Origin of the sequence: Onishia taeanensis (assembly GCF_900100755.1) — a bacterium.
Lineage (GTDB): Bacteria > Pseudomonadota > Gammaproteobacteria > Pseudomonadales > Halomonadaceae > Onishia > Onishia taeanensis.
This window is the reverse complement of record NZ_FNCI01000017.1, coordinates 48,510-72,602: the sequence shown is the minus strand read 5'-3', so window position 1 is coordinate 72,602 and position 24,093 is coordinate 48,510. Positions and strand designations below refer to the sequence as shown.

Annotated in this window: 25 protein-coding genes, 3 tRNA genes and 2 rRNA genes; 20 read left to right on the top strand and 10 right to left on the bottom strand. The window is 63.7% G+C overall.

Annotated features, from left to right (window positions below; translation table 11 throughout):
• Nucleotides 1–100 (top strand): 23S ribosomal RNA (locus BLR71_RS15765); the annotation flags it as partial.
• 113 nt (nucleotides 101–213) lie between these two features.
• Nucleotides 214–329 (top strand): 5S ribosomal RNA (gene rrf, locus BLR71_RS15760).
• A gap of 297 nt (nucleotides 330–626) precedes the next feature.
• On the opposite strand, the gene hisC is transcribed toward rrf, so the two are convergent.
• A complete protein-coding gene (gene hisC, locus BLR71_RS15755; RefSeq protein ID WP_092528529.1) occupies nucleotides 627–1,682 on the bottom strand; it encodes a histidinol-phosphate transaminase in 1,056 nt (351 codons plus the stop codon).
• 110 nt (nucleotides 1,683–1,792) lie between these two features.
• Here hisC and BLR71_RS15750 point away from each other — a divergent pair, with 110 nt between their 5' ends.
• Nucleotides 1,793–2,698 (top strand): AEC family transporter, encoded by a 906-nt coding sequence (locus tag BLR71_RS15750; RefSeq protein WP_092528527.1) that lies wholly within the window; start codon nucleotides 1,793–1,795, stop codon nucleotides 2,696–2,698.
• Between the two features lie 6 nt (nucleotides 2,699–2,704).
• Here the strand turns inward: BLR71_RS15750 and BLR71_RS15745 are convergent, their stop codons facing one another.
• On the bottom strand, nucleotides 2,705–3,235 hold the full coding sequence (locus tag BLR71_RS15745) for a MarR family winged helix-turn-helix transcriptional regulator (protein ID WP_092528525.1): 531 nt from the start codon (nucleotides 3,233–3,235) through the stop codon (nucleotides 2,705–2,707).
• Between the two features lie 344 nt (nucleotides 3,236–3,579).
• On the opposite strand from BLR71_RS15745, the gene hmgA reads away from it, so the two are divergent.
• The 7 genes from hmgA to mnmH all read left to right on the top strand — a co-directional run bounded on the left by hmgA (nucleotide 3,580) and on the right by mnmH (nucleotide 10,976).
• Nucleotides 3,580–4,893: a homogentisate 1,2-dioxygenase gene (hmgA, locus tag BLR71_RS15740; RefSeq protein WP_092528523.1), complete on the top strand. Its 1,314-nt coding sequence runs from the start codon at nucleotides 3,580–3,582 to the stop codon at nucleotides 4,891–4,893.
• Nucleotides 4,894–4,960: 67 nt separating this feature from the next.
• Complete coding sequence (locus BLR71_RS15735) at nucleotides 4,961–5,980, top strand: fumarylacetoacetate hydrolase family protein (protein WP_092528521.1); 1,020 nt, start codon at nucleotides 4,961–4,963, stop codon at nucleotides 5,978–5,980.
• A 21-nt stretch (nucleotides 5,981–6,001) separates the two neighbouring features.
• The gene (gene maiA, locus BLR71_RS15730; protein WP_092528519.1) at nucleotides 6,002–6,646 is read left to right on the top strand and encodes a maleylacetoacetate isomerase; all 645 of its coding nucleotides are present in this window, start codon (nucleotides 6,002–6,004) and stop codon (nucleotides 6,644–6,646) included.
• Between the two features lie 106 nt (nucleotides 6,647–6,752).
• Nucleotides 6,753–7,211: a copper resistance protein NlpE N-terminal domain-containing protein gene (locus BLR71_RS15725; RefSeq protein WP_092528517.1), complete on the top strand. Its 459-nt coding sequence runs from the start codon at nucleotides 6,753–6,755 to the stop codon at nucleotides 7,209–7,211.
• A 162-nt stretch (nucleotides 7,212–7,373) separates the two neighbouring features.
• Nucleotides 7,374–8,750 carry a DNA repair protein RadA gene (gene radA / locus BLR71_RS15720; protein ID WP_092528515.1) on the top strand — a complete coding sequence of 459 codons (1,377 nt, stop codon included), beginning with the start codon at nucleotides 7,374–7,376 and terminating at the stop codon, nucleotides 8,748–8,750.
• An 88-nt stretch (nucleotides 8,751–8,838) separates the two neighbouring features.
• Nucleotides 8,839–9,879: a selenide, water dikinase SelD gene (gene selD, locus BLR71_RS15715; protein ID WP_422730788.1), complete on the top strand. Its 1,041-nt coding sequence runs from the start codon at nucleotides 8,839–8,841 to the stop codon at nucleotides 9,877–9,879.
• Nucleotides 9,876–10,976 (top strand): tRNA 2-selenouridine(34) synthase MnmH, encoded by a 1,101-nt coding sequence (gene mnmH, locus BLR71_RS15710; protein WP_092528511.1) that lies wholly within the window; start codon nucleotides 9,876–9,878, stop codon nucleotides 10,974–10,976. The genes selD and mnmH overlap by 4 nt, the downstream gene beginning before the upstream one ends.
• Here the strand turns inward: mnmH and BLR71_RS15705 are convergent.
• Nucleotides 10,956–11,663, bottom strand: coding sequence for a type 1 glutamine amidotransferase (locus tag BLR71_RS15705; protein WP_092528509.1), 708 nt, complete (start codon nucleotides 11,661–11,663; stop codon nucleotides 10,956–10,958). The genes mnmH and BLR71_RS15705 overlap by 21 nt on opposite strands.
• A 127-nt stretch (nucleotides 11,664–11,790) precedes the next feature.
• Between BLR71_RS15705 and BLR71_RS15700 the strand changes: the two genes are divergently transcribed.
• A complete protein-coding gene (locus BLR71_RS15700; protein WP_092528507.1) occupies nucleotides 11,791–12,087 on the top strand; it encodes an MGMT family protein in 297 nt (98 codons plus the stop codon).
• Nucleotides 12,088–12,177: 90 nt separating this feature from the next.
• Nucleotides 12,178–12,771, top strand: coding sequence for a YjaG family protein (locus tag BLR71_RS15695; protein ID WP_092528505.1), 594 nt, complete (start codon nucleotides 12,178–12,180; stop codon nucleotides 12,769–12,771).
• Between the two features lie 92 nt (nucleotides 12,772–12,863).
• On the opposite strand, the gene BLR71_RS15690 is transcribed toward BLR71_RS15695, so the two are convergent.
• The 5 genes from BLR71_RS15690 to hisB all read right to left on the bottom strand — a co-directional run bounded on the left by BLR71_RS15690 (nucleotide 12,864) and on the right by hisB (nucleotide 16,346).
• Entirely contained in the window at nucleotides 12,864–13,412 is a 549-nt protein-coding gene (locus tag BLR71_RS15690) for a hypothetical protein (RefSeq protein WP_139172654.1), read from the bottom strand.
• A 7-nt stretch (nucleotides 13,413–13,419) separates the two neighbouring features.
• The gene (gene hisF, locus BLR71_RS15685; RefSeq protein WP_092528501.1) at nucleotides 13,420–14,193 is read right to left on the bottom strand and encodes an imidazole glycerol phosphate synthase subunit HisF; all 774 of its coding nucleotides are present in this window, start codon (nucleotides 14,191–14,193) and stop codon (nucleotides 13,420–13,422) included.
• A gap of 15 nt (nucleotides 14,194–14,208) precedes the next feature.
• Nucleotides 14,209–14,964: a 1-(5-phosphoribosyl)-5-[(5-phosphoribosylamino)methylideneamino]imidazole-4-carboxamide isomerase gene (hisA, locus tag BLR71_RS15680; RefSeq protein ID WP_092528499.1), complete on the bottom strand. Its 756-nt coding sequence runs from the start codon at nucleotides 14,962–14,964 to the stop codon at nucleotides 14,209–14,211.
• Nucleotides 14,965–15,025: 61 nt separating this feature from the next.
• Nucleotides 15,026–15,667, bottom strand: a complete 642-nt coding sequence (gene hisH, locus BLR71_RS15675) for an imidazole glycerol phosphate synthase subunit HisH (protein WP_092528497.1) — start codon at nucleotides 15,665–15,667, stop codon at nucleotides 15,026–15,028.
• A gap of 85 nt (nucleotides 15,668–15,752) precedes the next feature.
• Nucleotides 15,753–16,346, bottom strand: coding sequence for an imidazoleglycerol-phosphate dehydratase HisB (gene hisB / locus BLR71_RS15670; protein WP_092528495.1), 594 nt, complete (start codon nucleotides 16,344–16,346; stop codon nucleotides 15,753–15,755).
• A gap of 154 nt (nucleotides 16,347–16,500) precedes the next feature.
• Between hisB and BLR71_RS15665 the strand changes: the two genes are divergently transcribed.
• The 7 genes from BLR71_RS15665 (at nucleotide 16,501) to BLR71_RS15635 (ending at nucleotide 21,372) form a co-directional block, all read left to right on the top strand.
• Nucleotides 16,501–16,956, top strand: coding sequence for an acetyl-CoA sensor PanZ family protein (locus BLR71_RS15665; protein WP_092528493.1), 456 nt, complete (start codon nucleotides 16,501–16,503; stop codon nucleotides 16,954–16,956).
• Nucleotides 16,953–19,427, top strand: a complete 2,475-nt coding sequence (locus BLR71_RS15660) for an AsmA family protein (protein ID WP_092528491.1) — start codon at nucleotides 16,953–16,955, stop codon at nucleotides 19,425–19,427. The genes BLR71_RS15665 and BLR71_RS15660 overlap by 4 nt, the downstream gene beginning before the upstream one ends.
• Before the next feature lie 188 nt (nucleotides 19,428–19,615).
• A complete protein-coding gene (mutY, locus tag BLR71_RS15655) occupies nucleotides 19,616–20,725 on the top strand; it encodes an A/G-specific adenine glycosylase (protein WP_092528543.1) in 1,110 nt (369 codons plus the stop codon).
• Between the two features lie 4 nt (nucleotides 20,726–20,729).
• Nucleotides 20,730–21,002, top strand: a complete 273-nt coding sequence (locus BLR71_RS15650; RefSeq protein ID WP_092528489.1) for an oxidative damage protection protein — start codon at nucleotides 20,730–20,732, stop codon at nucleotides 21,000–21,002.
• Between the two features lie 81 nt (nucleotides 21,003–21,083).
• Nucleotides 21,084–21,159: transfer RNA gene (locus BLR71_RS15645), tRNA-Phe, on the top strand.
• Nucleotides 21,160–21,165: 6 nt separating this feature from the next.
• Nucleotides 21,166–21,240 (top strand) — tRNA-Gln (locus BLR71_RS15640).
• 56 nt (nucleotides 21,241–21,296) lie between these two features.
• Nucleotides 21,297–21,372, top strand: a tRNA-Thr gene (locus BLR71_RS15635).
• A gap of 151 nt (nucleotides 21,373–21,523) precedes the next feature.
• Here BLR71_RS15635 and BLR71_RS15630 read toward each other — a convergent pair.
• Both BLR71_RS15630 and BLR71_RS15625 read right to left on the bottom strand, forming a co-directional pair.
• Nucleotides 21,524–22,078: a hypothetical protein gene (locus tag BLR71_RS15630; protein WP_092528487.1), complete on the bottom strand. Its 555-nt coding sequence runs from the start codon at nucleotides 22,076–22,078 to the stop codon at nucleotides 21,524–21,526.
• A 21-nt stretch (nucleotides 22,079–22,099) separates the two neighbouring features.
• Nucleotides 22,100–22,243, bottom strand: a complete 144-nt coding sequence (locus tag BLR71_RS15625; RefSeq protein WP_217629348.1) for a hypothetical protein — start codon at nucleotides 22,241–22,243, stop codon at nucleotides 22,100–22,102.
• A gap of 865 nt (nucleotides 22,244–23,108) precedes the next feature.
• On the opposite strand from BLR71_RS15625, the gene thpD reads away from it, so the two are divergent.
• Nucleotides 23,109–24,053 carry an ectoine hydroxylase gene (thpD, locus tag BLR71_RS15620; RefSeq protein WP_245696533.1) on the top strand — a complete coding sequence of 315 codons (945 nt, stop codon included), beginning with the start codon at nucleotides 23,109–23,111 and terminating at the stop codon, nucleotides 24,051–24,053.
• Nucleotides 24,054–24,093 lie beyond the last annotated feature (40 nt).

The window sequence follows — 24,093 nt, the reverse complement described above, 5'->3', positions numbered from 1 at the left end:
CCTGAAGGGCCCAGCGAGACGAGCTGGTTGATAGGCACGGTGTGGAAGCGCTGCAAGGCGTTGAGCTAACGTGTACTAATGGCCCGTGAGGCTTGACCATATAACCCCAAGGGGTCTGCGCATGACGCGCACAATTGACGGATACGCGAGACGCATCACGTCAGCATGATTCTTATTGCGATGAGCCGCCACGGCGACTCATCACCCGTTTCGCCTGACGACCATAGCGAGCGTGAACCACCCGATCCCATGCCGAACTCGGAAGTGAAACCGCTTAGCGCCGATGGTAGTGTGGAGCTTCTCCATGCGAGAGTAGGTCATCGTCAGGCACTTATTCAGAGAAAACCCCGGTCCTTTACAGGTCGGGGTTTTTTCGTGTCTGGACGCCTGTCTGCGTCATGGGGCCGCCGAGGGTACGCGTGATCGCCCGCAAAGACGGCATCGGACGGCATCGCAAGGCAACACCGTAAGGCAACCTAGAAAGATAGGCCGACAAGGCCCGATGGCCGTGATCGTTCCCATTGTTGCCGGCCCCGCTCGACGCCCCCAATAAAAGATCGCCCCGGCTGCCATGCGGCAGCCGGGGCGATCTTTTTTATGCTTGCACCACTCGTTGGGCGGTTGGTCTAGCGGATTATGGCTTCCATGGCCTCGATCAGGCTATCCATTTCATCGTCGGTGCCGATGGATATGCGCATGAAATCGCGCAGCGCCTCGGTATTGAAGTGGCGTACCAGGATACTGCGCTCGCGCAGGCCGACGAACAGCTGGGCGGCCTCATGGTCCGGGTGGTGGACCAACAGGAAGTTGGTCTGAGAGGGCAGGACCTCGAAGCCAAGCTCGCCAAGACGACGACGGGTGCGCTCGCGGGTGGTGATCACCTGTTGGCGACAGGCCTCGAAGTAGGCCTTGTCCTCGAGGGCCGCCACGCCGACGGCACTGGCCAAGCTGTCGACCGGGTAGGAGTTGAAGGAGTTCTTGATACGCTCCAGGCCTTCGATCAACTCTCGTGAGCCGATGGCATAGCCCAGGCGCAGGCCGGCGAGGCTTCTGGACTTCGAGAAGGTACCGGTCACCAGCAGGTTGGGGTAGCGCTCGACCAGCGGCACGGCACTCTCGCCACCAAAGTCCACATAGGCTTCGTCGACTAGCACCACGCACTCGGTGACGCGCTTGAGCAGCGCCTCGATGGCGTCGCGCCCATGGCCGTGACCGGTCGGCGCATTGGGGTTGGCGAAGATGATGCCGCCGCTCTGAGCATCGAAAGCCTCGAGTGGCACCTGCCACTCGTCTCCCAGTGCCACGGTGCGATGCTCGACGCCATACAGGCGGCAATATACCGGATAGAAACTGTAGCTGATGGCCGGCATCGATATCGGCAGGGGCTGGCGGAAGAAGGCCTGAAAGGCCAGCGCGAGAACTTCGTCGGAGCCATTGCCAACGAATACCTGCTCGACCTCGACGCCGTGCTCCCTAGCCAGTGCTTCGCGCAGTGCGCGAGAGTCCGGATCCGGGTAGAGACGCAGGTGATCGATCGAGTAATCGCGCAGCACCTGCTCGACGCCCGGCGCCGGCGGGCAGGGATTCTCGTTGGTGTTTAGCTTGATCAGGCGCTCGCGCGGCTGCTCACCCGGGGTATAGGGCGTCAGTTCACTGACGCCAGGGCTCCAGAACTTGCTCATGGGCACTCGCATTCAAGGTAGGGATGGGACTTTGGTCATGGTGACGCGCCTGACGGCCCTTCGCAAGCGGTGGCCATGCTAGTGTTGCAGGGCTAATTCAGGAGTTAACGATGATTGCGCAGATTCTTGCCACCCTGCTGCCGGTCTTTCTGATCGCAGGCTGCGGCACCCTCTATGGACGCTATCGCAGCCCCGACATCCGCGGCCTCAATACCCTCAACATGGAGCTCTTCGTGCCCATGCTGATCTTCGCCGTGTTGGCCGACCAGAAGGCACCGCTCCAGGACTATGCGTCCCTGGCGCTGGCGGCTGTGGTGGTGGTGCTGGGCTCTGGCCTGGTGCTGTGGCCTCTGGCCCGCTGGCTAAGACTCGACCTGAAGACCTTCCTGCCGCCGATGATGTTCAACAACTCGGGCAACATGGGCATTCCGCTGATCGTGTTGGCCTTCGGCGACCAGGCCCTGCCCGCCGCCGTGGTGCTGTTCATCATCGAGATGCTGCTGCACTTCTCGGTGGGGCTCTACATGCTCAGCCCCCATACCCCGCTGTGGCGGCTGCTGCGCATGCCCATCGTGCTGGCGAGTCTCGCCGGCCTGGCGTTCAATCTGGGGGGAATTCCTCTGCCGAGCTGGCTGCTTGAAGCGCTGGATATGCTGGGTGGCGTCTGCATCCCGCTGATGCTGTTCGCCCTTGGCGTACGCATGCTCGATATCGACTTCAGCGACTGGAAGATTGGTGTGCTGGGCGCCGTGCTGTGCCCGCTCAGCGGCCTGGTGCTGGCAGCACCGATGATCATCTGGCTCGATCTTTCCGGCCTGCAGGCGGCGAGCCTGTGGGTGTTTGCCGCGCTGCCTCCGGCGGTGCTCAACTACCTGGTCGCCGAGCAGTATCGTCAGGAACCCCACAAGGTTGCCTCTCTGGTGCTGATCGGCAATCTGGGCAGCCTGGTCGTGATGCCGCTGGTGTTAGGGCTGATATTCAGCTATCAGTTGGTCACACCGGCAGGTGCCGGCTAGATTGGCTCAACGCTCCAGATGAGTGAGCTGCCGCTCCAGCTTGGCCATGGTCGCCAGCAGGTCGCGATATTCCTCTGAAGATAGGGTCGCCAATAGCTCGTCCTCCCAGGCACGCGCCTGGGGAATCAGCTCGCTGAGCAGCGCCTCACCCTGCTGCGTCAGGTGCAGATATTGCACTCGCTGGTCCTGCGCCGACTGGGTGCGCCGGATCAAGGTTCTGCCTTCCAGTGCCTGAATGGCCCGCGACACCTTGGCCTTGTCCATGCGGGTATGCTCACCGATCTGCTTGGCGGTGAGTTCCTCGCGATGGCTGAGCCAGGCCAGCACCCGCCACTCGGCGATGGTGATGCCGAATCGCTCGCCGTAGATCCTCGACAGTGCCTGACTGATGCGATCCGCCAGGCTGTTCAGCCGGTAGGGCAAGAACTGCCCCAGGTCGAGCCTGGGCGGCTCATCATCGTGTGATCCGATATCGTGGCCAGCAGGGCCGCCAGGCGTAGCGTCGGAGAGCTTAGGATGTCGAGGGCGAGAGGTCATGACCTGTCTCCTGATGGTCGCTAACGAGCAGTGTGCGCTGGCGAAGGTGTGTGCAAGCCGGGCATATGTTTGTGTCGAAAAGGCTGCCTCGCAAGGCAGCCGACCTTGGGGCGGTCATTATGCGATAGCTGGCGGTCAGGCAGAACGGATCATCTGCAATGCTCCCGTAGTGCCCGGGTGAGTGCTAGGGGGCTGAGCCTATAAGACCTTGGTGGATGTTGAGTGGATGGCCCCGCTGTGCTTTTATTTGAACATATAGTTTCAAATGAAACCAGTTGCCGCGATTAACGGGCCAAGGCCCCGGACTGCGACAGCCTTCACACGATCACCACGAGGCCAGGAGCATGTCTGCGTCATCGAACGAGCATTCCTATCAGAGCGGTTTTCGTAACCACTTCGCCAGCGAGGCACTGCCGGGTGCGCTGCCAGTGGGCCAAAACTCGCCCCAGCGCTGCCCCTACGGGCTCTATGCCGAGCAGCTGACCGGCTCGGCTTTTACCGCGCCCCGCCATCAGAACCTGAGAAGCTGGCTGTATCGCATCCGCCCCTCGGTGGCACAGAGCGCCTATCGGCGGCTAGCGGAAAGGCGGGTGGCCACCGCGCCCTTGTCCGGACAGGCCGACCCCAACCAGATGCGTTGGGACCCGGTGCCGCTGCCCGACGCGCCCACCGACTTCATCGATGGCCTCGAGACCATCGCCGCGAATGGCGATGCGGCTGCCCAGGTCGGCTGCGGCGTGCACCTTTACGCCTGCAACCGTGACATGGCCGAGCGCTTCTTCTATAACGCCGACGGCGAGCTGTTGATCGTGCCGCAGCTGGGGGCTCTGGTGCTGCGCACCGAGCTTGGCGTGCTTGCCATCTCGCCCGGCGAAATCGCGGTCATCCCCCGCGGCATCAAGTTTCAGGTGCAGTTGGCCGACGGCTGCGACGCGGCCAGGGGCTATGTCGCCGAAAACTATGCAAGCCCTTTGGAGCTACCGGGCCTTGGACCGATTGGCGCCAATGGTCTGGCTAACCCGCGGGACTTCCTGAGCCCGGTGGCCGCCTATGAAGACATGGCGGGCGATATCGAACTGGTGGCCAAGTTCGGCGGCGGCTTCTGGGCGACCCGGCTCGATCATTCGCCGCTGGATGTGGTCGCCTGGCACGGCAATTACGCGCCCTACAAGTACGATCTGGCGCGCTTCAACAGCATTAATTCGGTGAGTTTCGATCACCCGGACCCCTCGATCTTCACCGTACTGACATCCATTTCCGACACCCCGGGCATGGCCAACCTCGATTTCGTGATCTTCCCGCCGCGCTGGATGGTCGCCGAACGCACCTTCCGTCCGCCGTACTTCCATCGCAACCTGATGAGCGAGTTCATGGGACTGATCGAGGGTGTCTACGATGCCAAGGCGGAGGGGTTCTCCCCCGGAGGCGCTAGCCTGCACAACTGCATGTCGCCCCATGGCCCCGACGCCGCGACCTTCGAGGCCGCCAGCACCGCTCAACTGTCCCCGCAGTATCAGGGCGAGACCCTGGCCTTCATGTTCGAGAGTCGCTACGTCTTCCAGCCGACCGAGACGGCCCTTGCCGCCGACTTTCGCCAGCGCGACTACGTCGATGTCTGGAAAGGCCTGGCCTCCCATTTCGACCCGACAGCGCCCTGAGCCGCGATAGGCAGCTCGCAGCGATACTCAAGCCCCCATTCATCACCTTCACCACAGGATCTTTGTCATGAAACTTGCCACCCTGAACAGCGGCCGCGACGGTGAACTGGTCGTGGTCTCCCGCGACCTGTCCCGCGCCGTGCGCGCCACCGACATCGCGCCGACCCTGCAGCAGGCCATCGAAGACTGGGATACGCTGGCCCCGCGTCTCGAGGCGCGCTATGCCGAGCTCAACGCCGGCACCGCCGAGGGCGATTTCGCCCTCGAGATGGCCGCCCTGCATTCGCCGCTGCCGCGGACCTATCAATGGGCCGATGGTTCTGCCTACCTCAATCACGTTCAGCTGGTACGCCAGGCGCGCGGCGCCGAAATGCCCGAGACCTTCTGGACCGACCCGCTGATGTATCAGGGCGGCGGCGATCGTTTCCTGGCGCCGACCGAGCATATCGAGGCGATCAGCGAGGAGCACGGCATCGACTTCGAGGGTGAGATCGCAGTGATCACCGATGACGTGCCCATGGCGGTGACCCCTGAGGCCGCCATGGGCCACATCAAGCTGATCATGCTGGTCAATGACGTCAGCCTGCGCGGCCTGATTCCCGGTGAGCTTGCCAAGGGCTTCGGCTTCTTCCAGGCCAAGCCGGCTTCCAGCTTCTCGCCGGTTGCGGTGACCCCGGATGAGCTGGGGGACGCCTGGCAGAAGGGGCGCGTTCACCTGCCGCTCAGCGTCCACCTCAACGGCGAGGCCTTCGGCGTACCCGAGGCCGGCCCTGACATGATCTTCGGCTTCCCCGAACTCGTCGCCCATGCTGCCCGCACGCGCCACCTCGGTGCCGGTGCGGTGATCGGCTCCGGCACCGTCTCCAACCCGGATGCCGACGGCGGGCCGGGCAAGCCAATGCGTGACGGCGGCGTGGGCTATAGCTGCCTGGCCGAAGTGCGCATGGTCGAAAAGATCCTCTACGACGAGGTGAAAACGCCCTTCATGCGCTTCGGTGACCGGGTGCGCATCGAGATGTTCGACCGTGACGGTCAGAGCATCTTCGGCGCCATCGATCAGCAGGTGGTCGAGTACCGGCCGCGCTGAACGGGAGCCCGAGAGGAAACCATCATGACGCTTTACGGCTATTACCGCTCCTCGGCGGCCTACCGGGTGCGCATTGCCCTGAACCTCAAGGGGCTCGATGTCGCCCAGCTGCCGGTCAATCTGGCCGGCGGCGCCCAGCGCGAGGAGAGCTTCCGGGCGATCAATCCGCAAGGCTTGGTGCCGGTGCTCGAGACCGACGACGGTGAGCGGCTGACCCAGTCGCTGGCAATCTGCGAGTATCTTGACGAGCGCTACCCCGCAACGCCGGCCCTGCTGCCGGAAGACGCCGCTGGTCGCGCGCGGGTGCGCGGGCTCGCCCAACTGATCGCCAGCGAGATCCATCCGCTCAACAACCTGCGGGTGCTCAGATACCTGGTCGGCGATCTGCAACTGGATGAAGATGCCAAGCTCGGCTGGTATCGCCACTGGGTAGCAGAGGGCTTCACGGCGTTCGAGGCCATGCTGGACAGCGAGCAGACCGGGCGCTGCTGCCACGGCGATTCGCCCACCCTCGCCGATATCTGCCTGGTGCCCCAGGTCTATAACGCCGAGCGCTTTGACTGTGATCTTGCCGCCTATCCGCGCCTGCGTGCCGTCGCCGAGCACTGTCGTGGCTTGGCCGCCTTCGAGCAGGCGAGCCCGGCGCGACAGCCGGATGCCCGCTGATAGGATGCGATAGCGGCTCGCGTGACTGTCCGTCGGCGTCACTTGACGTTATGCTGTGAGTCAACCGCCGCCGTCGCGGCGCGTGTCTCACAGCTAGGAGAAATACATGCAGATTAGGACGCTGCTGGCCGGGACCTTCATGCTTGCCTCTCTGGCAGGCTGTGCCACCGGTCAGATGGATCAGACCGGCGGGGAAGTCATTGATCAAGAAGTGCATTACGCAGGCACCCTGCCTTGCCGTAACTGCGCTGGCATCGATATCAATGTCGAACTCGACGGGACCGAAGACGGTGCTGCCGCCGATCGCACCTTCAGCCTGAATGCCAGCTATCGCGAGCATCCGCAGAATCCGCCGGACGAGACCTATACCGGCCAGTGGAGCGTGCTCACCGGTACCCCGGTCAACCCCGAGGCGACCGTCTACGAGCTGACGCCCCAGGGCGAAGGGCAGATCTACTACTTCCTCAAGGTTGATCCGAACACCCTTGAGCTGATCGACCCGCAGCGTCGGCGCTTCCAGAACCGCGACATGCTGCAGCTCAAGCGCCAAACCGCAAGCCAGTAAGTCTGGCAGCGTCGATGGCAGGTAAAGAGGCGGCCCACGGGCCGCCTCTTTGCGTCGGGTGTTGTTTTCATCCTGCCCTGTTTTGCCCAACGCCTCGTGCGCACACGTCGCATCGCCGGCCCCGGCTGGTAGAATAGGGCTTTTTAGTCGGTGGAGCCTGGCATGGCCAAAGCGAAGAGCGCGTTCGTCTGCACCGAGTGCGGTGCCGAATATCGCAAGTGGCAGGGCCAGTGCACCAGCTGTCGCGAGTGGAATTCGATCAGCGAGGTGCGCCTGGCACCGGCCCGTCCCGGGGCCGCAGCGAGCACGAGCGGCGGGCGCAGCGGCTATGCTGGCGGCATCTCCCGGGATGTCACCGATCTGGCGTCGGTCGATCTGACCGAGGTGCCCAGGCTGTCATCCACCTTCGGCGAGTTCGACCGGGTGCTGGGCGGCGGCCTGGTGCCGGGCTCGGCGGTCCTGCTGGGCGGCCACCCCGGCGCCGGCAAGTCGACCCTGTTGCTGCAGACCGCCTGTAAGCTGGCCCAGGAGCGCGCCTCGCTTTATGTCACCGGCGAGGAGTCGCTGTCTCAGGTCGCGATGCGCGCCCACCGGCTGCAACTGCCCACTCAAGGCCTCAAGATGCTCGCCGAGACCAGCGTCGAGACGATCCTCGGCGTCGCTGAGCGTGAGCGCCCAGAAGTGCTTATCATCGACTCCATCCAGACCATGCACCTCGAGGACATCGCTTCAGCCCCGGGCGGCGTGGCCCAGGTGCGTGAGTCAGCCGCGGCGCTGACCCGCTTCGCCAAGCAGTCCAACACCGTCTTGCTACTGGTCGGTCACGTCACCAAGGACGGCAGCCTGGCCGGCCCCAAGGTGCTCGAGCATATGATCGATGCCTCGCTTTTGCTCGAGGGGGGGGCCGACTCACGCTTTCGCACCCTGCGCGGCCAGAAGAACCGCTTCGGCGCGGTCAACGAGCTCGGCGTCTTCGCCATGCTCGAGCACGGCATGAAGGAAGTGAAGAATCCCAGCGCCATCTTCCTGTCGCGCAGCGAGGAGCAGGCCTCGGGCAGCCTGGTGATGGTGGTCTGGGAGGGCACCCGGCCGATCCTGGTCGAGGTGCAGGCGCTACTCGACGACTCGCCGCTGGGTAACCCGCGCCGCGTTGCCGTGGGCCTCGATGGCAACCGGCTGTCGATGCTGCTGGCAGTGCTGCACAAGCACGGCGGGCTCTTTACCGGCGATCAGGACGTCTTCCTCAACGTGGTCGGCGGGGTCAAGGTGCTGGAGACCAGCGCCGATCTGGCGGTGCTGCTGGCGGTGGTCTCGAGCCTGCAGAACCGCCCGCTGCCCCGTGAGCTGGTGGTGTTCGGCGAGGTCGGGCTATCCGGTGAAATCCGCCCGGTGCCGAGCGGCCAGGAGCGCATCGTCGAGGCCGCCAAGCACGGCTTCACGCGCGCTATCGTGCCCCGTGGCAATGCGCCCAAGACCTCGCCTCCCGGTATGGAAGTGGTCGCCGTCGACAAGTTGGCCGATGCCCTCGAAGCGCTGTGATGCCGGCCCTCGAGAGACGGGCCGCCTGGAGCGATAGCGCCGATGGCGGCCGGCGCCCGATATTAATAACGCCTTCAGAAAGGAGATCGTGATGAGTGCGATTCGTCTGACCGAATACAGCCGCGGCGCGGGATGTGGCTGCAAGATTGCCTCCGACGTGCTCGATGGCATCCTCGCCAAGGCGGGTCCCGCCACCAGCCACTCGCGGCTGATCGTCGGCAATCAGGGCCGCGAGGACGCCGCCGTCTACGATCTGGGCGACGGGCGAGGCATGATCGCGACCACCGACTTCTTCACGCCGATCGTCGACGACCCCTTTGACTTCGGCCGCATCGCCGCCACCAACGCCATCAGCGACGTCTATGCCATGGGCGGTGATCCGGTGATGGCACTGGGCATTCTCGGCTGGCCGCTGGACAAGCTCGGCGCCCATGTCGCAGGGGACGTGATAGCCGGTGCCCAGGCGGTGTGCCGCGAGCACGGCATGGCGCTGGCCGGCGGGCACTCGATCGAATCGTCGGAGCCGATATTTGGCCTGGCCGTCAACGGCCTGGTGGATCTTAAACATTTGATCCTCAACAAGGGCGCCGAGGTCGGCGACCTTCTGTACCTGACCAAGCCGCTCGGTGTGGGCCTGCTGACGACCGCCGAGAAGCAGGGGCTGGTCAAGCCCGGCCACCAGGGGCTGGCGCGGGAGACCATGCTGGCCTCCAACCGCATCGGAGCCGACTTCGCCAAGATCAAGGGCGTGCATGCCATGACCGACGTCACCGGTTTCGGCCTCGCCGGCCATCTGAGCGAGATCTGCGAGGCCAGTGGCGTCGCGGCCAGGCTCGATTTCAAACGCCTGCCGCGACTCGCCGAGGCCGAGCACTACCGGCGCCTGGGTGCCGTGCCCGGCGGCACCCGGCGTAACCGTGAGGCGCTCGGTGAGCGGTTGCCGGTAATGGACGAAGCACGCTGGCAGTGGCTCTGCGACCCCCAAACTTCCGGCGGCCTGCTGCTGGCCGTGCACCCCTCCTGGGCCGATGATATCGAGCGGGCCGGCCGAGCCCACGGACTGAGCCTCGCCCCCTGCGGCGAGATCGTCGCCGCCAAAGGCACCACTCGCCTCGAGGTAACAGGATGAACCTGCCCCAGGTAGATCCCAGCCTCGATCTGCTGCGTGAGCGCCGCCGTCTGATCGATGTGCGCGCGCCGGTAGAGTTCGCCCAGGGTGGGCTGCCCGGGGCCGTCAATCTGCCGCTGATGGATAACGAGGAGCGCCACCTGGTCGGCATCGCCTACGCCGAGCAGGGCCAGGAGGCGGCCATTGAGCTTGGTCAGCGGCTGGTCGCCGGCGGCATCAAGCGCGCTCGGGTGGCCGCCTGGCAGCAGGAACTCCGGCAGCATCCCGATGCGCTGCTCTATTGTTTTCGCGGTGGGCTCCGCTCGGAAACCTCCCAGCAGTGGCTTTGGGATGCCGGCATCGAGCGCCCCCGCATTCGCGGTGGCTGGAAGGCCATGCGCAGGTTGATCTGCGATCATGTCGATGCCGCCAGCCAGCGCCCGATGCTGGTCGTCAGTGGGCTGACCGGCTCGGCCAAGACGCCGCTGATCAATGGCCTCGGCCAGGGGCTCGACCTCGAGGGCTGCGCCCGCCACAAGGGCTCGGCCTTCGGTCGCCACCCGATGCCGGCACCTAGCCAGATCGACTTCGAACACGCCATCGGCATGGGGCTGTTGAACCTAGAGGCGCCGCAGGGCCCGGTCGTGCTCGAGGACGAATCGCGCCACATCGGTACGGCCAACGTTCCGCTGCTCTTCTGGCGTGGCATGGAAAAGGCGCCGCGTATCCGCGTTGAGATGCCCCTGGATTGGCGGCTGGCGCAGATCCGCAAGGACTACATCGACGACCTCTGGGCGCTGTATCAGGGCCAATACGGCGACTGGCTCGGCTGGACGTTGATGCGCAAGCAGCTTTCCACCGCGCTTGGCCGGCTACGCAAGCGCCTGGGGCTGGCGCGCCTGCAGCGTTTGCAGCGCCTGCAGGAGCTGGCCTTCCGCGAGCACGAACGTGGCAATCGTCAGGCCCATGAGGCCTGGTTGGGGCCGCTGCTCACCGAATACTATGATCCGCTGTATCGCCATCAGCTAGAGAAGCACCCCCACACCTTCCTGCATGTGGGGGACTGGGAGAGCTGCCTGGAGTTCGCCAAGGACTGGTCAGCGCGACACGCTGCGTAGCCACTGCACCATCAGCCGGTCGAGCAGCGCCGCCTGATGGTCGACGCGTCGTGTGTCGGCAAGAATGGTCTCGGCATCCTGTACGTAGGCTCCTTCCAGAGGGCGGGCACCTGCCTGCACCTGTGCGGCGATATGCTCGAGAAGGGCCGAGATGCTGATGTCGGTGGCTTCCAGGTGACACTGCAAGGCCACCACCCGGCCTCGGTCCCAGGAGAAACCCTGCATCGGGCTCGCCTCGCTGCCGCCCAACGGCAAGGCGCCGTCGGGCAGACCGAAGATGTCACGCTGCCAACTGAAGGCCTCGAAGGTCTCGGGCAGGTCGAAGGGGCTCTCCGGGGCGAGTTCGATCCGCTGCCAGCCAAGGGCCGGATAGGTGCCGCGAGAGACGATGGCACCGAGGCCATCGGCGATCAGCCGCGCCCCCAGGCCGACGCCGAGCACCGGCTTGCCGCTCTTTAGCGCGCGGTTCAATAGCTTCTTCTCGCGGGAGAGCCAGGGGTGAGTCGCGGTATCATCGATGGCAAGATCGCCGTCGAGCAGCACCAGAGCATCGCAGTCGGCGAGGCGCGGCGGTGCCTCGCCGGCGTAGAGGTGGCAGCTATTGTGGCTGTGGCCCATGCTGTCCAGCCAGTCGGCGAAGCGGGCCGGGCCCAGGCCCGCAGCATGCTGAAGAAAGTAGATATGCATGGCGTTATGATGACCGGCCCGGGGTCGAGGCGTCCAGCGCCTATTAGGTAATGGCAATACGATGCCTCGGCACGCTCAACATGCGACAGCCATGACGCTAATCTGCATCACGACCAGGGGAGGGGACATGGCCAGCAGCGCCGTACTCGAGCAGATCTATACCATCGTCGCCCAGATTCCGGAGGGCCGTGTCACTACCTATGGCAGCGTGGCCAAGATGACGGAGGGCGCCACGGCGCGCATGGTCGGTAGCGCCATGCGCCATTTGCCAGAGGGACACGGCCTGCCCTGGCATCGAGTGATCAATGCCAGCCGGCGCGTCACCGAGCATGGCGGCGCCGTTCGTCAGCGCGAGAAGCTGCGCGCCGAGGGCGTGGTGTTCGATGCGCGGGGCAAGGTCTCGGCCGACCTGCTCTGGCCCTGAGCAAAGGCGGCGGCCTTTGTGCTTAATCATCATACGGACGCAATCACTGACGCTTGTTTGTCGTCCTTCCCAGCGGTTCCAGGAGACTTCATGACCCAGCCCACCGGCGGCTTCAATGCCCGCCTGAAGAATCTCGACGCCCGCCGTCGCCTGGCCTTCATGGCCGCCCTTGGCGAGCGCCTGATGCCCAACTACGCCCTCTACGCGGATCATGCCGAGGTCGGCGACCCGACGGCGCTGCGCAGCATCCTCGATCTGATCTGGGAGCACCTGAGCGTGAAAGGCGCCAAGATCGACTTCGACCGTCAGGCGGAGAAACTCGCCGAGCTCGAACCGCCGGTCGATGACGACAGCTTCGGTGCGCGGCGCGCCTTGGAAGCGGTGATGGCGATCTCGGCGATGCTCGACACCCTGCGCGGCGAAGCGCCCGAGGCGGTGCTGGAAGTCAGCCGCGCCTCACTCAGCGGCGTGCGCGCCTTCATCGAAGTAAGCGAAGGCGAGGAAGACGAAACGCGGCTGGCGGCGCTGATCCGCGAGCATGAACTGATGGCGGATGAACGCGACTTTCAGGATGCGGTGCTGGAAGCGCTCGAGGAGGGCGAATTGGATCGCGACGCCCTCAAGGCGCTCAAGCGCCTGGGGCGTAACGGTGGAGTGAGCAACCTGGGGCTCAGCCTCGACTGACGAGAAGAGTGCCGGGGTAGTGATAGCAACGCGAAGGGGTAGTGATGGGAGAGGGCTGCCACAGCGAGCAGCCCGAATTTAGAAGCTAGAGGCTAGAAGCGAACCCCGGCATTGAACATCACGCCGGCGGTGCCGAACAGCAGCATATCGGTTTCGAAGCGCCCCCAACGCGCGCCGATGGTGGGCAGAATCGCCGGGGCGATGCCGAGGCTGTTGTAGGAAATCTTGTCCTTCTTGTCGCCGTCATAGCCACGCAGCCCGCCGGCGGTGAGCTTGGCGCGCACTTCCAGGTCGTCGCTGGGCTGCCATAGCGGAAACTCGCGACCGACATAGAAGTACCAGATCGGCTGATCGAAGGAGTTCTTCAACCAGGCCGCACCAGTGAACCAGCGCTCGGGGTTGTGGACCTCCACCCCGATCAGGTTCTGCTGGTTGTTGTACTCCTCGTCGTCGTCATCGTCGGACGAGTAATGCGTGGTCCACAGGCTGGTCTGGACCAGGCCATGGTCGTAGGTGAAGAAGCCTTCGGCCTGGGCACAGGAAGGCGCGAACAAGGCCGTTAACAGCAGTGCCTGCGCATAGCGTCCGATGCGCCCCCGTCGGGCTGTAATCGCCATCCCTTGGCGTTGAATAGGCATCATGGCGTTCTCAGAGTCTCATCTCGATACCCTGGTCCGCCATATAGCGCTTGGCATCGGGGATGCTGTATTCGCCAAAGTGGAAGATGCTGGCGGCCAGTACTGCATCGGCCCGGCCCTTGGTGACGCCCTCGACCAGGTGGTCCAGGGTGCCCACGCCGCCGGAGGCGATCACCGGCACGCATACCGCATCGGAAATGGCGCGGGTCAGCTCGTTATCGAAGCCGATCTTGGTACCGTCGCGGTCCATGCTGGTCAGCAGCAGTTCCCCGGCGCCCAGTTCCACCATCTTCTGCGCCCATTCCACTGCGTCCAGGCCGGTCGGCTTGCGCCCGCCGTGGGTGAAGATCTCCCAGCGCGGCGTCTCGCCCTCGGCGGAGACCCGCTTGGCGTCGATAGCCACCACGATACACTGGCTGCCGAAACGCTGGGTTGCTTCATAGACGAATTCCGGGTTGCTGACCGCCGCGGTGTTGATCGACACCTTGTCGGCACCGGCATTGAGCATGGTGCGAATATCGTCGCAGGTACGAATGCCGCCGCCCACGGTCAGCGGGATGAAGACCTCACCGGCAATGCGTTCGACCATATCGACGGTCGTGCCGCGATCCTCATGGCTTGCCGTGATGTCGAGAAAGGTGATCTCGTCGGCGCCCTGCTGGTTGTAGCGCTTGGCGATTTCCACCGGGTCACCGGCATCGCGGATGCCGATGAAGTTGACGCCCTTGACCACGCGCCCGGCATCGACATCGAGGCAGGGGATGATGCGTTTAGCGAGTCCCATGAGTCAGCCCTCCGCTTATGAGTGAGTGGCAGCAGCGCCGGCGAGTTCGTCGCACAGACGCTGGGCCTCGGCGAGGTCCAGGCTGCCCTCGTAGATGGCGCGACCGGTGATGGCGCCGAGGATGCCGTCGCCGGCGACCTTGGCCAGTGCCCGCAGATCCTCGAGGTCGGTGACGCCGCCAGAGGCGATGACCGGCAGGCCGCCGTGGCGCGCGAGCTCGGCGGTGGCTTCGACGTTGACGCCCTGCATCATGCCGTCGCGGGCGATGTCGGTGTAAACGATCGAGGACACGCCATCATCGGCGAAGCGCTTGGCCAGATCGGTCGCCTTGATGGTGGACACTTCGGCCCAGCCGTCGGTGGCCACATAGCCGTCGCGGGCATCCAGGCCAACGATCACATGGCCCGGGAAGGCGCGGCACATCTCGGTGACGAAGGCCGGTTCCTTGACCGCCTTGGTTCCGATGATCACATGCGACACCCCGGCGTCCAGATAGTGCTCGATGGTGCTGGCGCTGCGGATGCCGCCGCCGATCTGGATCGGCAGGTCCGGGTAGGCGCGGGCGATGGCGGTGACCGCCTCGCCGTTGACCGGCGTGCCTTCGAAGGCGCCGTTGAGGTCGACCAGGTGCAGGCGGCGAGCGCCGGCTTCGACCCAGCGGGCCGCCATGGCAACAGGGTCATCGCCATAGGTGGTGGAGTCGTCCATCCGGCCCTGCTTCAGGCGAACGCACTTGCCGTCCTTGAGATCGATGGCGGGAATTACCAGCATGTCGTGTCCTCGTGGGCGCCTTGCGGGGCGCGAATGAAGGTGATGCGTAAACGTGAGGCGATCAGGGTGTCCACTGCACGAAGTTCTCGAGCAGGCGCAGGCCGGCCGCCGAGCTCTTCTCCGGGTGGAACTGGGTGGCGAAGACCGGCCCGCGGCCAACCGCCACATGCGCGGTGATGCCGCCGTATTCGGTGGTGCCGAAGACATCGGCATCCTCGGCGGCATCGACGTAGTAGCTGTGCACGAAATAGAAGCGCTCGCCGTCCTCGATGCCCTCCCACAGGGGATGGTCGTGGCGTTGCGTCATGCGGTTCCAGCCCATGTGCGGCACCTTCAGGCGCTCACCTTGCGCATCGCGCAGGTCGGTGGGGAAGCGCCGCACACGGCCCGGCAGAAAGCCCAGGCAGGCCACTCCGCCATTCTCTTCGCTCTCGTCGAGAAGCATCTGCTGGCCGACGCAGATCCCCAGCAGCGGCTTGTCGCCGTCGCTCAACAGTTCCTGCACCAGGCCCTTGACCTCGCTGCGCTCCAGCTCGCCCATGCAATCGCGGATCGCGCCCTGACCGGGCAGCACCAGGCGGGTGGCGCCACGAATACGGCGGGCATCGCGGGTCACCACCACATTTTCATGAGTGACGTGCTCGAGGGCCTTGGCGACGCTGTGCAAATTGCCCATTCCATAATCGATGACGGCAATGGTCATGCTGCGCTCCTTGTCGAGTAAGTGGCCGAGTGAGTGGTCTGGCGGCCTGAGAGGCGAAGAGGCATCATCATGCCATCATGACAGCTTACAAGCTGCCTTTGGTGGACGGCATCTGGCCGGCCATGCGCGGATCTTCGGCAGTGGCCATGCGCAGCGCGCGGCCAAAGGCCTTGAAGATGGTCTCTGCCTGATGGTGGGCGTTGAAGCCCTTCAGGTTGTCGATGTGCAGGGTCACCTGGGCATGATTGACGAAGCCCTGGAAGAACTCCCAGAACAGCTGGGTGTCCAGCGTGCCGAGGCTGCCGCGGGTGAATTCGACGTTCATGAACAGGCCCGGGCGGCCGGAGAAATCCACGACCACGCGTGACAGCGCTTCATCCAGCGGCACGTAGGCGTGGCCATAGCGGTAGATGCCACGCTTGTCGCCGATGGCCTTGGCGAAGGCCTGGCCCAGTGTGATGCCGAGATCCTCGACGGTGTGGTGAGCGTCGATATGCAGATCGCCCACTGCCTTGATGTCGAGATCGATCAGCCCGTGGCGCGCCACCTGGTCGAGCATATGGTCGAGAAAGGGCACGCCGGTCTCGCAGTTGAGCTCACCCTTGCCATCGAGATTCACGCTTACCGTGATCTGCGTTTCCTTGGTGTCGCGGGAAACCGTGGCGGTACGCTGGGTCATGATGGCTGTACTCCTGCGCTGAGCGCATTGCGGTGAAACGCCGTCGCACGCCTGAGCGACGGGGGTCGAGCCAGCCATTATAGTGAATCGCGCCCCCCATCCGCTACAATGCGGGTTATTGTCGGGTTGCCCCGTTAGCCAAGGAGAAACGTCAATGCCGGTTACCCTGCTAAAGGTTACCAAGGCCGAATGGGAACGGGACCCGCAGCTTGCCCTGGATCTTGCCCGGATCTACGCCGATGTGCCTGCCGAGCGGCTGCCGCTGCCGGCGGATGACTACATTCGCGATCAGTTCGAACGACAGGGTACCTTTTGCTGTGGCCGCTTCAATGATCGCCTGCTCGGTGCCGTGGCGATGAATGTCGTCGACGGTGCCTGGTGGCTGTCGAACCTGTGTATTCGCAAGACCACCCGGCGCCGAGGTGTGGCTTCTCGGCTGGTGACGCTGATCTGCCAGGAGGCCCTGCGCGATGGCTGCCTGCTGCGTGTCGCTGCCTCTACGCTGATGCTCGGTGACGAGTTGCTGCTCAAGCGGCTGGGCTTCAGGCTGGTTGCGAACGGTGAACACTACGAAATGGACCCCAAGGCATCACTAGGAGGTAAAGGATGAGAGCACTGTTGCGTACGCTGCTAGCAGTGGTAGGGATACTGGGCTTGGTAGTAGTGGGTGCAGTGGTCTATATCACGACCTTCTTCGACCCTGAAGACCTCAAACCGCATCTGGTCCAGATGGTGCGCGATCAGAGCGGCCTGGAGCTTGAGCTGGATGGCGCCTTGTCCTGGTCCTTCTACCCGCGCCTGGGGCTCAGCGTGGCGGACGCCGAAGCCCGCCTGCCCGACCAGCCCGAGAACGAGCAGGCCTTCCTGGCCTTCAATCAGGCCGAGGTCAGCCTGGCCTTCGCACCGCTGCTGTCCGGCCAAGTAGCGATCGACGGCCTGAACCTCGACGGCATGCGCCTGAACCTCAAGCGTGACGCCGAGGGCCGCGGCAACTGGCAGACCCTGGTCGACCGGCTCCAGCGTCAGCAGCAGCAAGAGCAGACACAGGCGGCCAGCGAGGCCGCCGATTCCTCCGTCGTTGCCGAGGCGCAGGCACAGACGCAAACAAGCAGCGACGGCACCAGCGAGACGACAAGCGATGCGTCTTCAACGCTGCCCGGCGACCTGAGTGGCAAGGACAACGTGGCAGTGGCGCTCGACATTGCCCGCGTAAACGTCACCGATGGCAGCATCCGCTATACCGACCGGCAGGGCGGCCATGCCTGGCACATCGATTCCCTGAATATCAGCGGCAGCAACGTCAATCCTGCCAAGGCCTTCCCGCTCAATGCCGATTTCACCCTGTCGTCGTTCCTGGTGCCCGAGGGGCAATCGCGGGAAGCCGAGGCCCAATGGGTCAGCCAGATGAAGCTGGACAGCCAGGTGAAGCTGGGCCTCGACGATGGCCACTACGTGCTGAGCGACCTGAAGCTGAACACCAACACCCAGTTGGCCGGCACCGATGGCAAGCAGCAGAAGGCCAATCTCAGCTTTCCTAGCTTCGATGCCAACCTCAATACAGGCCGCTATGTGCTAGAAGACGGCACTCTGGAGGCCAGCCTTTCTCACCCGTCGCTAGGCGAAAAGGTACTGCCGCTGTCGCTGACGTTTGCCGCCGATGCCGATCTCGAGGCGCAGACCCTGCGCGTCAGCGAATGGCAACTGAGCGGAGAAAACAGCCTGCAGCTTGGTGGCAACCTGCGCGTCGAGCAGCTGCTCGGTGCCCCGCAGTACCGCGGCCAGCTGACGCTCGAGCCGCTGTCGCTTCGCAATTGGCTCGAGCGCCTGGGCAGCCTGCCCGAGACCGCCGATGACGCCGCACTCAAAAGCCTGGCGCTGTCGAGCCCTGTGGAAGGCAACCTCGAGCGGGTCAGCCTGCCGAGCCTGAACCTGAAGCTAGACGACACCACCCTCAACGGCTCGCTGTCCGCCGGCCTCGACGGTCGTTCGCTGGCGCTCGATTTGCAGGGCGATGTGCTGGACCTCGATCGCTACCTGCCGCCGGCCGCAGAGGGCAGCGACAGTGCTCAGGCAAGCGCCGACAGTGAGTCCAACGCCCAGGCGTCCGGTGAGGCTAGCCAGGCCGGTGCTGCCGCCGTCAGCCAGGCCGGTGGCGAACTGGTGCCGGTGGCGACCCTCAAGGCCCTGGATCTCAACGCGGACCTCGCCCTCGAGCGGCTCACCGTGAAAGGAATGGATCTTGAGCAGGTGGTGCTCAAGGCCCGTGGCAATAACGGCCAGCAGCGCCTGGAGAGCTTCGATGCGCGCTTCTTCGACGGCACGCTTTCCGCTACCGCCGGGCTCGACCTGCGCGAGTCGCCGCTGCGCTGGCGCTTTGCCCCGACGGTCAAAGACGTCGCCGCCGAGCCCTTCCTCGCCGCCCTCACCGACGAAGAGTCGCCGCTGCGCGGCAAGCTCAACCTTAGCGGTGAGCTGACCACCCGCGGCAATAGCGCGGCCGAACTGCCGGCGAAGCTCAACGGCCAGTTGACGGCCAACATCGACGACGGCGCGGTGTTCGACGTCAACGTCTCTGAGGAGCTTTGCACCGCCGTGGCGCTGCTCGAAGGCAAGCAGACCAGCCGCGAATGGAGCACCGATACGCGCTTTGACAACGCCAGCGCGACCCTCAATATCCGCGACGGCCAAGTGCGCAACGATGACCTGGATATCAGCATCCCCGGCATCCAGGTGACCGGCGAAGGCACCTTAGGCCTGGTCAACAAGCGCTTGGACTATCGCGCCGCGGCTCGCTTCGTCGATACCGCCGATGCCGCCTGCGAGGTCAATCCTCGCCTGACCAAGGTGCCGCTGCCGGTGCGTTGCGAAGGCGACCTGTCCGGCGCGCCTGCCGACTGGTGCCGCTTCGATCGCGGCGCCTTCCGCGACGCCGTGGCCAACCTCGCCCGCCAGGAAGTCGAGGACAAAGCCAGCGAAGAAGTCCAGAAACGTCTCGACGATGCACTGGATGGTCTCGATGAGCGTATCGGCGAAGATGCCTCCGGGGAACTTCGTAACGCCCTCAAGGGTCTATTCCAGTAGTCATGAGTGGCCGGTGATGAACCGGCCCTGATGACGAGACGTTTCATGCAAGCCTGTCCTGCGCCGACCCCATCGTCGGCGCTTTTTTTTGGGCTTTTTTACGCTCGAGCCCGTTCGCCGGTTACCCTTCACGCCCACCGCTGTAAGCGGCACCATCCATGACTCAACTGTCCATGACCCAAGCACCCATGACCGATATCCCCGAGGCCGTCGAGCCGATCGACCTCTCGCCCGACGAGTTCCAGCGCCGCCTGATGGCCTGGTTCGACGAATACGGCCGCAAAACCTTGCCCTGGCAGCACGACACCACGCCCTATCGGGTCTGGGTTTCCGAGATCATGCTGCAGCAGACGCAGGTGGCCACGGTGATTCCCTACTACGAGCGCTTCATGGAGCGCTTCCCCGACGTGCACGCCCTGGCCGGCGCCTCGCAGGACGAGGTTCTGCACCTGTGGACCGGGCTTGGGTATTACGCGCGCGGGCGCAATCTGCACAAGGCCGCCCAGGTCGTCGTCAATGAGTACGACGGCGAGTTCCCCGTGCAAAGCGTCGATGCCATGGCCGCGCTGCCCGGCATCGGCCGCTCGACCGCCGGAGCCATCATCAGCATCAGCACCGGCGAACGGGCGGTGATTCTCGATGGCAACGTCAAACGCGTACTGACGCGCCTGCATGCCGTGGAAGGCTGGCCGGGGCGGCCCAAGATCGAACGCCCGCTGTGGGCGCTTGCCGAGCGCTACACGCCGCATGAACGCCTGCCCGACCACACCCAGGCGATGATGGACCTGGGCGCCACCCTGTGCCGTCGCGGCAGCCCCAGCTGCTTGCTGTGCCCCTTCGAGGACGTGTGCCTGGCGCACGCCCGCGGCCAGGAAAAGCGCTTCCCCGAATCCAAGCCCAAGAAAGCGCTGCCCGAGCGCTCGACCATCATGCTGCTGCTGCACGATGAAGAAGGCCGCGTGCTGCTTCAGCAGCGCCCCGCTGTGGGCCTGTGGGGCGGCCTGTGGTGCTTCCCTCAGTTCGATGACCGCGAGGCCCTGATGGGCTGGCTGGACGCTCACGCACCCGCTGCCGAGCTGGCACCGGCCTGGAACGCCTTCAACCACACCTTCAGCCACTTCCGCCTGGCCATTACCCCGCAGCCCGCTCGCGGCAAACAGGCTGCCGTGACCGAAGGCGGCGGCCTCTGGTATAACCCCAGCGAGCCGGCCAGCATTGGCTTGGCCGCGCCGGTCAAGGCACTGTTAGAGTCGTTGGCGCGACTCGCCAGCCCATCCAACCCGCAAGACCCGGAGTAACCCCATGAGCCAGACCGTGTTCTGCCGCAAGTACCAGCAGGAGCTCGAAGCCCTGCCGTTTCCGCCGCTGCCCGGCCAGAAAGGCCAGGAGATCCAGGCCAGCGTGTCCAAGAAGGCCTGGGAGGAGTGGCAGGCGCTGCAGACTCGCCTGATCAACGAGAAGCATCTCAGCATGCTCGACCCCAAAACCCGCGAGTACCTGATGGAGCAGATGGAACGCTTCCTGGATAACCGCGATACCGACCAGGCCGAAGGCTACGTACCGCCCAGCCAGTGATTTTTCTTCATTCCATCTCTTTGAAAGAAAAAGGGTTGACGCGCGGAAAGCTTTCTAGTTAAATACGTCCTCGTTGGCACGGGCCAGATAGCTCAGTCGGTAGAGCAGGGGATTGAAAATCCCCGTGTCGGGGGTTCGATTCCCTCTCTGGCCACCAATCTGCTGGGGTATAGCCAAGTGGTAAGGCACCGGTTTTTGGTATCGGCATTCGCAGGTTCGAGTCCTGCTACCCCAGCCACTGCCAACCCAGATTAAGTAGCATCATCTGGTACTTGTAGTTAGTGAGTTGCCCCCGCCGGCATAGCTCAGTTGGTAGAGCAACTGACTTGTAATCAGTAGGTCCCGGGTTCGACTCCTGGTGCCGGCACCATTAAAAAGCAGCACACACAAGTAGTTAGATATGAAGAGGCCGCCCATTGAAGCGGCTTTTTTGTGTGTCTACATTTTGTCTACGTATAACCGCGCGCCAGCTTTGGCACATGCTCGCATCGCGATTGGCACATACCAGCGTCGATGAAACATCAAGGTTTAGCGAGAGACTTGGTACCGTAGCAGCCTACTAGCTCGTCAGCGATACTCAGGGCCCTCTCTAGGAACTCAGCATCCTGGCGAAAGGCATCAGGTGAGCACAGGCCCTCTGCCAACGCGCCACCCGGAATCACATCCCGGACCACCGCCTCCATCAACTGATAGCAGCATACGAACTGTGAGGCATCCTCTGCGTCCAAGATGCCCAACCTCTGAGCGTTGGATTTGAATACCAGGAAGTAATCTTCCGGAACATTCACCGAGAACTTTATAGGCTGTTCCAACTCCGCCGCCTTCTTCAGGTCTTCGAGATACCCGCGACTGCGAATAACCTCAGAAATTGCGCGCAGCTCCGCAATGAGCGACGCACGCAGCACCTTTGCATCATGCCTCCTTCGCATGTGCTCCAGGAGGCCATGCGGTACCAAGGCAGCTAGGAACCCGATTCCTGCTGCCCCGAGGGTGTACCAACCAGGTTGCTGGCTAGAGACGATATCCTTGATCGTGTCCAACTGACGCATCAGCTCTGTGGCTACTTCCTGCTCCATGAATCCCTGCCCTTCGTTTGGTTAAAAAAGCCCCGCCTGCTCGGCCTCGACTTCCCAGCTGAAGATAAGCACTTCGCTGGCCTCTGCGCCCTTGCCGCCGCCGGCGGTGTAGCGGATGTCGGTGGTCTCGATGTGGTAGCCAGCGTAGATATCGTACGCTTCCACCGCTACTCCCATGAAAGCGAGGACGGTCCTACACTTGATTCCAGCCGCTAGGCTTGTTTACCGCTCGTCGTCACAAGCGCTGCTCTAGCCAATCTCATTACGAACCGCTTAATCGTGCAGCTTTCTGTTTAGCCTTCCCCACACTGAATGACCATGCTCCTTGACACGACGGGGCTGGAATAAGTGCCAAACTGGTTTGAAGTGAGCATGGTCGACTGATCTCCTGTTCGCTCAAGGACGGAGTATCCCTTTGCTCCACAAATCTCACCTGCTTTTTCCGCGCATATCCCCCAGCTAAGAGCGCTTCCTGAACAATCAATGCTATAACCTCGCTCTCCGCCTGACGTGTAGGTCTCGGTTGCCGTCGCACATGCAGCTAGAGCTGACATTATCAGTACTGTGAGCACTGTTTTCATAAATTCATACCATTCCAGTTGTAGTTGTTTTATCCAGCCTGAGTCTGGTTGAGAGCTTACCGCTCGACAAGCAATAAGAGTTGCTCCGCCTGTGTGCTAAATGTGTCTGTTCTTATGTACCTATGCACTCAGCCGCCCTGTGGTTGGTTTCCCTCCTGCATCTCTCAATGCCACCCTGTGAGCAGCTTGGCGGCTTGCGCAGTTGCAGCACTAACGCCCATAGCCGGCCTCAAGCGCATGATGCCTACCCGATGCCACGCTTTGGCGATGCAACGCTCCTTGAAATATTCGTTCTCGTTCGTACATTCATGTTGGCTGCCCCATGGCATAGCCGGGGCGGTGAACAATCACGGATCCACAGCATAAGAAGAACTCATCCACGGCCAAGTGCCGGGCTGGATCTGCACTTATTTCACAGATGCTTTTTCACAAGCAATGGAGGTGATCTAGTGTCAGTACAGACCGCTACCCGCCAAGCGACACAAGCCACTAACGCGCCGCGCGATCCCTATCCCACGCGCCTAGCGCAGCCGCTGGATATGCCCTGGCTGAAGCGCCAGGAGCCGGTGGTGAAGGGCCGCGCCGAGGATGGCCCATTGGACCCGGGCCAGCTCGAGCGCTTCGAGCGCGAAGGTTTCCTGTTCGAGCCGAACTTTCTTTCCGGGCGCGAACTCGAGGAGCTGCGCGACGAGTTGAAGACGCTTTTGGAAAACAAAGACTATGCCGGGCGTGATTTCAGCATCACCGAGCCCGGCAGCCAGGTGATCCGCTCGCTGTTCGCGGTGCACTTTCTCTCCGAGCGCTTCTCAAGGCTCGCCCAGGACGAGCGGTTGATGGGCCGCGCCCGCCAGATTCTCGGCGGCGAGCCCTACGTGCATCAGTCGCGCATCAACTACAAGCCGGGTTTCCAGGGCAAGGGCTTCAACTGGCACTCGGATTTCGAGACCTGGCACGCCGAGGACGGCATGCCGGCGATGAACGCCGTTAGTGCTTCGATCGTGCTCACCGACAACCACACCTTCAACGGCCCGCTGATGCTGATTCCCGGCTCGCATCGGGTCTTCGTGCCTTGCCTTGGCGAGACGCCGGACGACCACCACAAGCAGTCGCTGAAGACGCAGGAATTCGGCGTGCCGAGCCGCGAGGCGCTGACCCGGCTGATCGAGCGCCACGGCATCGAGGCGCCGACCGGTGCAGCGGGCGGGCTGTTGCTGTTTGACTGCAACACCCTGCACGGTTCCAACGCCAATATGTCGCCGGACCCGCGCAGCAACGCTTTCTTCGTCTACAACCGCCGCGACAACGCCTGTGGCGAGCCCTATGCGGCGAAGCGCAAGCGCCCGGACTTCCTGGCGCATCGTCCGGGAGACGACTGGAGCGCGCAGCAGCGCTGAGGCCGGTGCGCCTTGGTTCTATGGCGTGGCGCCCTAGTTC